The 12,904-nt window shown below is 63.3% G+C and carries 12 protein-coding genes; 6 read left to right on the forward strand and 6 right to left on the reverse strand.

The genetic code is table 11. From position 1 onward, the window contains the following. Positions 1 to 165: 165 nt before the first annotated feature. The 3 genes from ABWP89_RS15070 to ABWP89_RS15080 form a co-directional block, all read right to left on the reverse strand. The gene (locus ABWP89_RS15070; protein ID WP_353230303.1) at positions 166 to 732 is read right to left on the reverse strand and encodes a DUF4410 domain-containing protein; all 567 of its coding nucleotides are present in this window, start codon (positions 730 to 732) and stop codon (positions 166 to 168) included. Between the two features lie 18 nt (positions 733 to 750). Then, positions 751 to 1,407 carry a hypothetical protein gene (locus tag ABWP89_RS15075; RefSeq protein ID WP_353230304.1) on the reverse strand — a complete coding sequence of 219 codons (657 nt, stop codon included), beginning with the start codon at positions 1,405 to 1,407 and terminating at the stop codon, positions 751 to 753. A gap of 227 nt (positions 1,408 to 1,634) precedes the next feature. Beyond that, positions 1,635 to 2,588: a LysR family transcriptional regulator gene (locus ABWP89_RS15080; protein WP_353230305.1), complete on the reverse strand. Its 954-nt coding sequence runs from the start codon at positions 2,586 to 2,588 to the stop codon at positions 1,635 to 1,637. A 139-nt stretch (positions 2,589 to 2,727) separates the two neighbouring features. On the opposite strand from ABWP89_RS15080, the gene ABWP89_RS15085 reads away from it, so the two are divergent. From ABWP89_RS15085 to ABWP89_RS15095, 3 genes are all read left to right on the forward strand, one after another. Next, positions 2,728 to 3,237: a prolyl-tRNA synthetase associated domain-containing protein gene (locus ABWP89_RS15085; protein ID WP_353230306.1), complete on the forward strand. Its 510-nt coding sequence runs from the start codon at positions 2,728 to 2,730 to the stop codon at positions 3,235 to 3,237. Positions 3,238 to 3,265: 28 nt separating this feature from the next. Beyond that, the gene (locus ABWP89_RS15090; RefSeq protein WP_353230307.1) at positions 3,266 to 4,645 is read left to right on the forward strand and encodes an L-serine ammonia-lyase; all 1,380 of its coding nucleotides are present in this window, start codon (positions 3,266 to 3,268) and stop codon (positions 4,643 to 4,645) included. Positions 4,646 to 4,745: 100 nt separating this feature from the next. After that, a complete protein-coding gene (locus ABWP89_RS15095) occupies positions 4,746 to 5,675 on the forward strand; it encodes an L-lactate dehydrogenase (RefSeq protein WP_353230308.1) in 930 nt (309 codons plus the stop codon). Here ABWP89_RS15095 and ABWP89_RS15100 read toward each other — a convergent pair whose 3' ends face one another. Together ABWP89_RS15100 and ABWP89_RS15105 are read right to left on the reverse strand one after the other, a co-directional pair. Further along, entirely contained in the window at positions 5,676 to 7,781 is a 2,106-nt protein-coding gene (locus ABWP89_RS15100) for a putative bifunctional diguanylate cyclase/phosphodiesterase (protein WP_353230309.1), read from the reverse strand. It lies immediately after the preceding gene. After that, a complete protein-coding gene (locus ABWP89_RS15105; protein ID WP_353230343.1) occupies positions 7,751 to 8,218 on the reverse strand; it encodes a heme NO-binding domain-containing protein in 468 nt (155 codons plus the stop codon). Before ABWP89_RS15105 ends, ABWP89_RS15100 begins: the two co-directional genes overlap by 31 nt. A gap of 602 nt (positions 8,219 to 8,820) precedes the next feature. Here ABWP89_RS15105 and ABWP89_RS15110 point away from each other — a divergent pair. Genes ABWP89_RS15110 through ABWP89_RS15120 form a run of 3 tightly spaced genes read left to right on the forward strand, consistent with a single transcriptional unit; the run spans position 8,821 to position 11,532 of the window. Further along, on the forward strand, positions 8,821 to 9,639 hold the full coding sequence (locus ABWP89_RS15110) for a hypothetical protein (RefSeq protein ID WP_353230310.1): 819 nt from the start codon (positions 8,821 to 8,823) through the stop codon (positions 9,637 to 9,639). Beyond that, the gene (locus ABWP89_RS15115; RefSeq protein WP_353230311.1) at positions 9,639 to 11,021 is read left to right on the forward strand and encodes a deoxyribonuclease II family protein; all 1,383 of its coding nucleotides are present in this window, start codon (positions 9,639 to 9,641) and stop codon (positions 11,019 to 11,021) included. Before ABWP89_RS15110 ends, ABWP89_RS15115 begins: the two co-directional genes overlap by 1 nt. A gap of 31 nt (positions 11,022 to 11,052) precedes the next feature. Then, complete coding sequence (locus tag ABWP89_RS15120; RefSeq protein ID WP_353230313.1) at positions 11,053 to 11,532, forward strand: M15 family metallopeptidase; 480 nt, start codon at positions 11,053 to 11,055, stop codon at positions 11,530 to 11,532. Positions 11,533 to 11,554: 22 nt separating this feature from the next. Here ABWP89_RS15120 and ABWP89_RS15125 read toward each other — a convergent pair whose 3' ends face one another. After that, on the reverse strand, positions 11,555 to 12,892 hold the full coding sequence (locus tag ABWP89_RS15125; RefSeq protein ID WP_353230314.1) for an amidohydrolase: 1,338 nt from the start codon (positions 12,890 to 12,892) through the stop codon (positions 11,555 to 11,557). Positions 12,893 to 12,904: the final 12 nt, after the last annotated feature.

Consider the following 12,904-nt stretch of genomic DNA (forward strand, 5'->3'; position numbering starts at 1 on the left):
CGAGAAGCTTCCTGACGCAATCCCGGCGGTGCAACCTAACGTCATCTGGCTCTAGGTTACCCCCCCCGAACCGTTCCACCCTTGCGGCCCGCCAGTCTCACCAGACTGGCGGGCCGTCTTTTGTCCGAACCGACCACAGCCGCCATGCGCAGCGCAAGGTATCGATCAGGGTTTTGGCGTCTCTGCCTTGTCGGCGCCGGACCCCGGCTTTTGCGTCAGGCCCGCGACGACCGATTTGGCAAAGCCGTCTTCGACGCTGCCCGTGCTGGTTACCGCACCGACGATGCCGCCGGCGGCAAAGGTTTTCTTGATTTTGTATTGCCCCGCCGGATGGCCCGCAGCGTCGGCCAGCGTCACCGTGCCTTCGATATGGACCTGCCCCAGGCCGATCAGCGCGAGCCGGGCCATGGCATTGCCTTCGTCAAACCGTGTCAGCATGACTTTCATGGCAAAGGTCTGCGGCGGAACCGGGGTTCCCGCGACCACCGGGGCAGCGGCCAGCGCCTGTTTCTGCAGTTCCGCCTGGATCTTGTTGCGGATTTCGAACCGCTGTTCTTCTTTGATCCAGATGCCGTTGAGGTTGTCGACCGTCACGTCCGTGATGTGAATCGCGGCTGTGCGGTCGATTGCCAACGGTTGCACGATCGACGGGGCGGTCGTTGCCGCGGCGCAACCGGCCAGCGCGAGCGCAAGACCGGCCGCGCCCGCACGGGCATTCAGCGTTGATCGCATGTCTTTATCCCCGCGCGATCAGTGGGCCGCGGCCATGGTGCCCGCCGGCTGCGCAGTCGCCAGTTGCAGTGTGATGGTCTGGTCCGCGGCGGTTTGCGCGTGCAGTGCCACACCATGTTCGATCACTGCGGAATGCCCCGAAACAAGGAAACCGCCGACCAGGCCAGCGGCGACGATCGCCCCGGCGGTGGCCCCGCCATTGCCCTGTCCCTGCTGCTGAAACTTGCCGGACAGGGGTATGGACTGGCCCATGAGATCGAGCGAGGTGAACGCGATTTCCATCTTGCCCGACTTGCCGAACGAGCCCGGCTTTTTGATCGCGGTGACCGTGCCAGTGCCCGGCGTCCCGGCCGGAATCACAACCAGGCCATCCTGCAGCACGTCGTTGACCGTTTTCAGCGTGAAGGTGTCGCCCTGCTTGGCCGTCTTGCTGCTGATGCTGGTGTCCGGCGTGACCGGAATGTCAGAATGGGCGGCAAGCACGATCTGACGGGTTTGCGGGGCCGGGGCATCCATGGCTGGCGCGGGCGCCGCGACCGGGGTGGCTGTGGTGGTCGGGGCGGCTGTGGTGGTCGGGGTAGCGGTTGCGGCCGGCGGTTCGGCAAAGGCAGTACCAGCGGCGGTTGCGGCAGCACCGGCAGACGAAAGCAACAACGCAAGAGTAACGTAACGCATCAAACCATACCCCCCTGTGAAACCGGTCCCGTTAACGGTTCCGAATTTCGATAATGCAGAGGCTTTTCATATTCGATTCAGGTTGGCAAGACTTGGTGGCGGGCAGTTAAAAAAATTTTCACCAAATTGGATAAATAAATTATTACCGAAATGTCATCAATGAATATCGAGTATTCCGCACAAGATTTTCACAGCTGCGGGCATGCGGACCAAGCAGAATTTGGGTTTTATCGCACGAGTTCTTCGATCCACGGCAGTTTCTGGATCAGCGGGGTCAGGTGGGTTACGGTCATCACTTCACGCGCCATCTGTGCGGTTTGTTCGGCCAGGTTGCCCAGTTCGCCGATCCGCGCCACCACTTGCACCCGGCGCGAAAAACGGGCGCGGGGCAGGGGTTCGATGCGCAGCTGATCGACCAGCGCAGGCATCGCCGCCAGGCACAGGGCAGAGGTCACGCTCCACCCGATGCCCAGCGCGACCGAGGTCAGTTGCTGATGGATGATATCAACCTCTACCACATTGGCGGGGCGCAGTTTCATCCGCGTCAGCTGGCTTTCGATGCGTTGCCCCATGCCGTGGTCGAGTGAATAGCGCACGAATGGCAGGCGGGTGGCGGCCTCGGCCGGTTCGGCGCTGCCGGTGTAATCGCGCGGGAAAATCAGCACGAACGGGTCGTCCATCACATCGTGGTGTTCGATGCCCGGGTGTTTTTCCAGCGTGTTGCTGCCGGTCACCAGCATGTCGACGCGGCGGTTGAGAAAATCCTGCTGCTGCACCAGCGATATGCCCGACCGGATGCGCCAGCGCCCGACCCGCATGCCGAACCGGTGCAGCAACGGCGCGGTCAGCAGCGTGGCAAAGGTTTCCGACATGGCGATGGTCATCTGGTCCACCGGCAGGTTGGCGCCTTCGCGCACTTCGTCGATCACCGAACGCGCGGTGGTCAACAGGCGGCGCGCGCGTTCATACAGCGCGCGCCCGGCCGGGGTCAGCCCCAGCGGGCGCAGCGATCGATCAAACAGCGGGGTGCCGATCCCGGCCTCCAGCCGGGTGATCGTCTGCGACACCGCCGACTGGGTAATGCGCAATTGCGTGGCGCTGGCGGTCATCCCGCCCAGTTCGACAGTGACCACGAACACTTCTAGCGCGTGAAGATCGAATTCCGCCGGCAAGCGCAGCATGGTGACCCCTCAATTATGCTCCCTTAACCTATGTATCATTCATTCTTATTTGATGCCAAGGGGAATTCCCGCGCACGGCGCCCTGCAATAGGCTAGCATGCTTACAAAGGCGGTCGGCGCGAACGAGGGATGACCGGTGATGAGCGAATATGTCGATAGCGAACAGCGCCTCTATGCCGATCTGGCCGCGCTGGGTATCGTATGGACCGCGCTGGAACACGTGGCGGTGTTTACGGTCGAGGAAAGCGAAGTGATCCACGCCGCCATGCCCGGCGCGCACACCAAAAACCTGTTTCTGAAGGACAGCGCGGGTGGCTATTTCCTGGTCACCGTCGATCACGCCACGCGTGTCGATCTGAAGGCGCTGGCGGCACCGATCGGCGCCAAAAAGCTCAGCTTTGGCAAGGCAGAGGATATGGCGGCGCTGCTGGGGGTGTCGCCCGGTGCGGTTACGCCGCTGGCCGCGATCAATGCAGCCCCCGGCACGGTACGGGTGGTGCTGGATGAAACGCTGGCACAGGCCGTGGCGGTGCATGTGCACCCCTTGCGCAACACCGCCACGATCGGCCTGGGTGGGGCCGATCTGGTGCGCGTGCTGGCGCTTTGGGGGCATGCGCCGCTGATCGTGGCAATCCCGCAACGCAATTGAGCAACACCCGACAAAGGATCGCGCAGCCATGATTTCGGGTGTTTTTGATCTGTTCAAGATTGGCATCGGCCCGTCGAGTTCGCATACGGTCGGCCCGATGGTGGCGGCGCGGCGGTTTGGCCAGCGATTGCACGACCATGGCGTGCTGGCACAGGTCGCGCATGTCGATGTTGCGCTGTATGGCTCGCTGGCGCTGACCGGCAAGGGCCACGCCACCGACAGCGCGGTAATCCTGGGGCTGTCGGGCGAAGTGCCCGCGCTGGTCGATCCTGAACAGGTGCCGGTGATTGTCGCGCAAGTGCACCAGGCCGGGCGGCTGTTGCTGATGGGCGCGCAGCCAATCGAATTTGTCCCGGCCCGCGACATTCATTTCTGGCAACGCGAACGCAAACCGTTTCACAGCAACGCCATGGTGATCACCGCGCGCGATGCGGGTGGCACGGTGCTTGACCAGCGGCATTATTATTCGATCGGCGGCGGGTTTGTGCTGGATGAGGATGAGGCGCTGGGCAACGAACGCGCAGGCGATACTGGCCCGGCCGTGCCCCATGATTTCGCCAGTGCCGATGCGCTGCTGGCGATCGGCACCCGCGATGCCATCAGCTTTGCCGAAATCATGCTGGCCAACGAATGTGCGCGCCGCCCGTTGGCCGAGATTGAAGCGGGGCTGGACCTGATTGCCGACACCATGGCGGCATGCATCGATCGCGGTTGCCGCAATGAAGGCGTGTTGCCGGGCGGGCTGAAAGTGCCGCGCCGCGCCGCGGTGCTGACGCGCGAACTGGCGTTGCGGCAGCAATCGGCGCTGGGTGATCCGCTGGTGGTGCTCGACTGGATCAACCTGTGGGCGATGGCGGTGAACGAGGAAAACGCCGCCGGGGGCAAAGTGGTGACCGCGCCGACCAATGGCGCGGCGGGGATCATCCCGGCGGTGCTGCGCTATTACGACCGCTGTTATCGCGGCACCCGCGAAGGGCGCCACACGTTCCTGCTGACCGCGGCGGCAATCGGCGCGCTGTACAAACGCAATGCATCGATTTCGGGTGCCGAGGTCGGCTGCCAGGGCGAAGTCGGCGTGGCCTGTTCGATGGCCGCCGGGGGGCTTACGGCTGCGCTGGGTGGCAACAATGGCCAGATTGAAAACGCTGCCGAAATCGCGATGGAACACAATCTGGGGCTGACCTGCGATCCGGTCGGCGGACTGGTGCAGATCCCGTGCATCGAACGCAACGCGATGGGCGCGGTCAAGGCCATCGATGCATCGCGCCTGGCGCTGCTGGGCGATGGCACGCATATGGTCAGCCTGGACAAGGTGATCGAAACCATGCGCCAGACCGGCTATGACATGCGCGACAAGTACAAGGAAACCTCGCAAGGCGGCCTTGCTGTCAATGTCGTGGAATGCTGACGCGCGTATATTCCGCAGGGCAGCATTGGCGCGCGTGTCTGGTAGGGACGGCCTGACGCACGCGCCGTAACGCTGCGTGGCGATACAGGAAAGTCGGGCCGTGAAAGTTGGAATTGTCGGGGTCGGCATGGTCGGTTCGGCGGCGGGTTATGCCATTGCCCTGCTGGGCGCGGCGTCGGAAGTGGTGCTGGTTGATCACAAGCCCGAACTGGCCATCGCCCAGGCGGAGGATATTGCCCATGCCGTGCCGTTTGTGGGCACGTGCCGGGTCAGCGCGGGCGATTATGCCCTGCTGGCCGGCGCCGATGTGGTGATCCTGGCGGCGGGGGTGGCGCAAGTGCCGGGCGAAAGCCGGCTGAGCCTGCTGGCGCGCAATGCCGATGTGTTTGCCGATGTGGTGGGCCGGGTGCTGGCCGCGGCGCCACAGGCGCTGCTGGTTGTTGCGTCAAACCCGGTCGATGTGATGACCGGGATCGCGCGGCGGGTGTCGGGGCTGCCGCCCGAACGCGTGATCGGGTCGGGCACCATTCTGGATACTGCGCGGTTTCGCACCTTGCTGGCCGATCATTTCGGCATTGCGCCGCAATCGGTGCATGCCTTTGTGCTGGGCGAACATGGCGATAGCGAGGTGCTGGCGTGGTCGCTGGCGCATGTCGGCGGGGAGCCGGTGGGCAGTGCCGCGGCCAAGCTGGGGCGGCCATTGACCGATGGGGATCGCGCGCGGATCGATGACGGTGTGCGCTGGGCCGGCGCGCGTATCATGGCCGGCAAAGGCGCGACCTGGTACGGCATCGGCGCGGGCCTCGCGCGGATTGTGCAGGCCGTGCGCGATGACCAGCGCGCGGTGCTGACGGTGTCGGCGCATACCGCGCTGGTGGCGGGCATGGCTGATGTCACGTTAAGCCTGCCGCGCGTGATTGGTGCAGGCGGGGTGATCGCCACGCTCATGCCCGATCTGACTGCCGATGAAACCGCCGCGCTGCGCCATTCCGCGCAAGTGTTGAAAGATGCGGCAGGCGACCTGTGGTGATCAGCTGGCCGCCGCTGCGGCGCTGACCAGCATGAATGCCGCCGTTTCATCCAGCGGCGTGCTCAACAGAAAACCCTGCCCCATGCCGCAGCCCATCGCGGTCAGTGCGGCCTGCTGGTCGGCGGTTTCGATCCCTTCGGCCACCACCATCAGATCGAGATTGCCCGCCAGATCGAGGATCGTGCGCACGATCTTGCGGCTTTTGGGCTGATCCATCGCGGCGACAAACGCGCGATCGATCTTGATCGTGTCGAACGGCAGCGAATGGAGATAGGACAGCGACGAATAGCCGGTGCCGAAATCATCCAGCCCGACGCGGATGCCGATATCGCGGCACTGTTCCAGCACCCTGCGCGTGCGATCGGCATCGAGCACGGCGACGCCCTCGGTCACTTCCAGCTTCAGGCCCGATGGCGGGACCCCGGTTTCCATGATCACCCCGCGCAGATAGGTGACGAAATCGGGCTGAAGAAACTGCTGCGGCGCGATGTTGACCGCGACGAACGGCAGATCGGCGAGCGGTGTGGCGCCATTCGCGATCAGCGTGTGCAACCGCGCGATCGCCCGGCATGCCTCACGCAGCACCCAATCGCCGATGAACACGATCAGCCCGGTTTCCTCGGCCGTGGGGATGAAATCACCCGGCGCGACCAGGCCCTGATCGGGCCGGTTCCACCGTACCAGCGCCTCAAAACCTTCGATCCGGCCTGAGGCAAGATCGATAATCGCCTGATAGTGCAGGACAAACTGATTGTGGTTGATCGCCTCTCGCAAATCGCGTTCCAGCGACATGCGCATGCGTACTGCCGCGCCCAGCGCGTTGTTAAAGGTCACGGTCTTGCCGCGTCCCGATGCCTTGGCCTCGTACATCGCCAGATCGGCATCGCGCTGCACTTCGTCATAATCGCGATATGACGGGTTGCTGTGGGCAATGCCGATCGATGCGCCCACGGTCACTTCATCGCGGCCGATCAGGAATGGCAGCGCCATTTCGGCATGCAGAGCGGTGGCGATGGTTTTCGGCAGGCGTTTGTCGCGTACGTTTTCCAGCAGCACGACAAATTCATCGCCCCCGGTGCGCGCCAATGTCGCGCGCGTACGCTGGCTGGCAACTGCGCCACCATCACCGCCGCGCGTGGGCCCGCGCATCACGCTTTCCCCGCCGACGCATTCGTCGATCGCATCGCGCAACCGCGCGGCGGTCGCGACCAGCAGGCAATCGCCGGCGTGGTGCCCCAATTTGTCGTTGACCGCCTTGAACCCGTCCAGATCGATCACCAGCACGGCCAGCCCGCGCGCGCTGGCGGGCAACCGGGCAAACGCGCTGCTGGCGCGTTCGTGCAACAGCACGCGGTTGGGCAAGGTGGTCAGCGGATCATGCAACGCGTCGCGCAGCAGCGCTTCGCGCGCCAGTTCGCGTTCGGCCACGCGGCCCAGCTGGATGCCGATCTGGGCAATGGTTTCCAGCACCGCGTCACTGGCATCGATCGACCGGCGCGAAAAGAATTCATAGATTGCGACCACTTCGCTGCCGGTCATGACCGGAAACGCGCAAGCAGCCACCACCCGGCAGGCGATCGCGACGTCGCGGCGCAGAAAATTATCATCCTGGCGCACATCGGTGATCCAGTGCGCGCGCGAATCCGCCAGCACCCGGCCCGGCAGGCCTATGCCGCGGGCAAAGCTGATATGGTGCGATGCCTCGACAAACGGCATCAGATGATCGGGGTTGGCGACATGCCAGCAGTTACACGGCACCGCCTCTGCCATGGATCGTACCTGATAGGCGTTGCCGAAATCCCACCCCATTTCCGCGCAGATTTCGCCGAGCGCGAACGACAGCGCCTCTGTCAGGGTGTCGGCCTTGTTGGCGCGTTCGGTAATGCGTTGCAGCAGCGCAAGGTACTGTTTGCTTTCATACAGCGCGCGCAGCCCGTTTTCGGCGATTGCCTCTGCAGCGTGGCGGGCCTTGCGTTCACGCACCAGCTGGCGTTCCAGTTGCGCGATCCGGCCGTGATCGGCCAGGCCACTATCGGCGGCGCCCGTGGTTTCCGGGATCGCGATGCGGATCGCCTTCATGCCGGCCACCGCACGGCCAACCGGCACAGCGGTTGCCCGTCCAGCATGCAAGCCAGATGTTCGATATGCACCGTTTCGTCAAACAGGTCCGACGCCCCGGTGATCATCCCTTCGGCCAGTGCGCACATCCGGCGCGGTGATTGGTACCCCATCAGCAACGCGCCATCGGGCCCGTCGTTGAAATGGAAATGCGGGCAGACCGCACCGGTGTACAATTTTCGCACTTCGGGGTGGATGATGGTGTTCAGGCTGCTGATGAACCCGCGCGCATGGTTGTGCCCGGCCACAAATTGCGGAAACCGTTCCACCAGCACGGGCAGGCCCTGGCGGCCGAACCAGCGCAGCACCTGGCTGGCGGATTGCCCGGTGGCGGCAGCGGCGGTATCGACCAGCGCCAGCACATCGGCATCGGGATAGGACCCGAGCGAGGTATAGACGCCGCCGACGCCCGCCGCGTCGACCAGATCGGGCCAAGGCGTGCGGACCGTGTTCTGCGGTCAGCACCTCTTCCAGCAGATTGAAAATAATGCCTTTCATCGCGCCGTTCCCTGTCTGCCCAGCGGTGGGCCGGCAGGGCACCTTGTGCGCGCAGGCGGGTCGCAACCGGCTTAACGCGCCGCAGCGCATCTCTGCGGAGGTTGGACCGGCGATGGTTTAACCATGATTGTGCCGGGGGCGGTCTGTACCATGCCAGTGGCAACCCGGTTGGCGCGCCAATTGCCGACAATGGATGGGTAATGAATATGCCTATCTGTGTTAGCATTCATCATGATTCAGTCATGTTTTGGCGGGAACGGGATATTTCCGAAATTAAAATTAAATAAAACCAAGCAATTGTGGAATTTCTTATCCGTTTTGAAATGATTATCCGAATAGTTATCATGTCAGTCACCAAACAAATTCCGACAGAGCCGGAGAATCGTTGACAAAAAACGGCGGTGTTATAATTTTTGTCATTAACGCCAAATCTGGTATGATTGGTGTTTCAGATCACTTCACGAACATTGTTCGTGGATGGTGTTCGCACGTATGAATAGGGTGGTCTGTCGATCCGGGGGTATTGGGTGTGGCAGTTGCAAAGTCATGGGGCTGGGCCGGATTGCCGATCCTGGCAACAATCGGGCTGCTGACCTTTGCCCCGCAATGGGGTGTCGGGTATCGCGGCGTGACGTTTGTGGGCGTGATGGTGATTGTGGCCGTCGAGCTGGCCGTGATCGGCGCGCTGGTCAATGGACGCCCGATCGGCGCGTTTATCGACAATCGCAACCGCATCAGCCTGTCGAAATTGCAGGCCGGGGCCTGGACCGTGGTCGTGCTGGCGGCACTGGCGACGGCGGCGGCATTCAACATGGTCGCGCCGGACAATGGCACGGGTTATGTTACCGCGCTGGCGGTGACGATCCCGGGCGATCTGTTGCTGGCGATGGGGATATCGGCAACGTCGCTGGTGGCCTCTCCCGCATTGTTAAGCCTGAAGGCGGGCGAAACCCCTTCGACCCAGGCGGTCGATCAGGCTGCGATAAAAATGAACCGCACCGATGGTACTGACGTCCCGGCCAATGGCAAAGTCGCCATGAAGGCCCTGGCAAGCGAAGCGTCATGGGCCGATCTGGTGACCGGCGAAGAGGTTGGCAATGTCGGTTATCCGGATCTGGGCAAAATTCAGCAGGTTCTGATCACCGCGCTGCTGCTGGGGTGTTACACCGCCTACATCTATACGGCCTTTTCCAGAACGACGACATTGGCGATCCACAGTCTGCCATTGCTCGACACGTCGTTTGTCGGGCTGCTGGCGCTGAGCCACGGGACCTATCTGGCCTATAAAGCGGTGCCACATACCGGGACCGGGAAACCCGCGCCGCAGACCGGATCAGAGCAGGTCTGATGGCGGACGAACCCCAAAACCGGTCTTTGCAACAATCGCCCAGCCCGGCGCCCCGGTCGCGCAGCACGGCGCTGCTGCCGGCCGCATTGCCGCTGGTTGCGCTTGGCGCCATATCGCTGATCACCGGAAACCCGCTGGTGCCGGGCGTGAATCCGGCCCCGTCGGCCGCCACTGCACCCGCCGTAGCCGGTTCCCCGGCGCCGGTCCCGCTGCTGGCCACCAACCATCCGGTCGACTGGTGGGTCGCCTACAAATTCAATTCAAGTTCGTTTCCCGGCAATGATGCCGATCCGGGACGGGGATGTGCGTTCGGCGGGACGGTGCAGCATGGCAGTTACAGCCAGAAATATGCCGTCGCCAGCAGCATCAATCCGGTGCTGACCGATGGGCCCGGCCTGATCGGCAGCAGCCCGGCCGATCCGCTGGGTGCGACGTTTGCGCAGATCTACAACGGCAAATATCGGTTCGTGACGTGGAACGACCAGTTCTATGGTGATCCGGCACGCAAAGCAGCCCATTGCGACGGACAACAATGCGGCAGCCCGTGGGGCCATTCCAAAGGGATTCTGGCGTGGAATGACGCGGGCGTCGGCATGGTCCTGCAGGTCACCACGCCGTCATGGCCCGGCGCCGGCAGCGCCAGCCATCCGCGCAAGGATGGCAATACGCTGGGCTGTGTGACCGACAACAATATTGAAAACGCCCAGGATTTCTTTGCGCTGCGGCTCAACCGTGACGATGTCAAAGTGGTGTTGCACGCGTTGGCGATGGCCAGCGTATCGACCGATGTTGCCAATGCGCAGATCGTGCAGAGCGGGGCAGACGGGACGCGACCGGCCGATGATATCGACACTCTGGTGGTTTCGCTTGGCCGGATTTCAAAGGAAAAGACCTATCTGGATGCGCAGTTGTCGTCGGGCGTGCGGCTGATTGCCAAACCATCGGAATTGCATGTGCCGCCCTGGCAATTTGTGTCGTCGGTGCTGGGTGGTGAGCCGCTGCTGACCGCGACCTGGTGGGCATACCCGACGATCACATCGACCCGCAACGCTGCGGATGTGCATTGCTGGGACGCGTCGCTGCCAACCCCCCCGGGTGAGGTGGATGTTGCGCTGGCGGGTACCTGGAACACCGTGCCGGTCACGTTCACCGGTGGGCCGAACCATGCCAAGATCGGCGTGTCGTTGCCCGGCAGCCAGCACCGTTATGCCATTTTCGGTGACCTGAACCAGCAGGGGCAATTGGGCGGGACCGCCAGTTCCAGATGCGACAGCAGTCAGAACGGACGCGGCGGCATGTTCTTTGTCATCGACAATGCCGCGCTGGCCAATGGCATCGCTCCGCTGCTGACCGGCAAAATCGCACCTTTTCCCGCCGGCTGATTTTCTGAAGCACCTCACGAAAGGCCATGTCATGAGCTTTTACACCGACGTCATCGCCAAAAGCCCGAAATTCCACAGTACCGCTGCGGTGGCTGATCTGGCCCTGCTGGAACCGGTGACCCGCGCGGCGGTGACGGCGATCATTGCCGATGCGGGCCACCACGGCATCGAACTGATGGTTTTTGAAACCTTCCGCAGCCGCGAACGGCAGCTGATGTTATTCAACCAGGGCGCATCAAAGCTGAAAAACGTCGGTGTCCATCACTATGGCCTGGCGTGTGACATCGTCAAATCGGTCGGCGGCGCGCCGTCGTGGAAGGGCGATTTCACCTTTCTGCGCGCGCTGGCCAAAGCGCACGGGTTGATCTGGGGCGGCGATTGGGGACAGCCGGGCGTCCACCATGGCTTTGTCGACGCCGACCATGTCCAGCGCTGCTCGCTGGCGCATCAGGCCGGGCTGTTTGCCGGGACGTGGTATCCCGATGATCAATATGATCCCTATGCCGGATGATAATCAGCGTGCCGCGCCCGGCTCAATTCCCGGTCACGCCCAGCACCGCCAGCGTCAGCACTTCGATCCCGGTGCGGATAACCGGCGCGTGATCGGGGGCGAACAGCGGTGAATGATTGACCGGCAGTGCTTTGCCATCGGCCTGTGCGCGGTCGATGGTTGCCTGGGCAAAACCGCCAAGCCCGAAATACACCGAATGCGGCATGCCAGCGCGCACCAGTTCGGAATAATCCTCGCTGGCGGTCCAGCCGGGGGCGGTTTCGGGCACCAGCGTGACTTTGTCATTGCCCAGGGCCGCCTTAAGCGTGGCGGCGGTGGTTGCCGCCAGCGCGGGATCGTTGACCACCGGGCTGGCGGTAAAGGTGTGGCGGATGTCGGGCGCGGGGGCACGCGCGGTTTCGGCCGCGGCGCGCGCGGTGCGTTCGACGCCGTCGTTGATGATCTTGCGCACATCGGCGTCATACGATCGCAAGGTCAGTTGCAGGTCGGCATGGTCGGGGATGATGTTCGACACCGTGCCGGCATGAAACGACCCGACCGTGACCACGCCGAATTTCCACGGGTCTTTTTCGCGCGCGATCACGCTTTGCACATCGGTCACAAAATGCGCCGCCTCGACAATCGGATCGATGCCTTTGTCGGGCATCGATCCGTGCGCGCCGACGCCGTTGAAGCGGATCTGGATGGTGTCGACGGCAGATGTGGCGGGGCCCTGCTTGACCGATACCGTCCCGGCGAGGCCCGCCTGAACATGCGCGGCAAAGCCGAAATCGGGGCGGGGAAAGCGTGTGAACAGCCCGTCATTCAGCATGGCCGCGGCGCCCGACACCATTTCTTCGGCCGGTTGCCCGACGAACACCAGCGTGCCGTGCCAGCGGTCCTTCAGCACGATCAACGTGGTGGCGGTGCCGATCCACGCCGCCATATGCGTATCGTGCCCGCAGGCCTGCGCGACGAACGTCTGCCGGCCATCCTCCCCCGTGGCGGTGGCGCGGCTGGCATAGGCCAGGCCGGTCTTTTCCTCCACCGGCAGCGCATCCAGTTCTGTGCGCACCATGACCACCGGGCCGTTGCCGTTGTGATAGACCGCGACAATCCCGGTTTTCCCGACCTGTTCGGTCACCGTAAAGCCCAGTTTGCGCATCCGCGCCGCCAGCAGCGCGGCGGTGCGCTGTTCCTGAAAGCCCAGCTCCGGATGGGTGTGCAGATCGATATACAACGCATCCAGATCGGGCGTTTGCCGGTCGATCTGTGCATCGATGGCGGCGCGGTATGCCGTCGCATCGGCGGCAACCGCGGCCGTACCCGTCGCACACGATGCAAGCAGGGCGGCGGCAACACATATCGGGCGGACAGGCATGGATAAGTCTTT

This window comes from Novosphingobium sp. (genome assembly GCF_040398825.1).
Lineage (GTDB): Bacteria > Pseudomonadota > Alphaproteobacteria > Sphingomonadales > Sphingomonadaceae > Novosphingobium.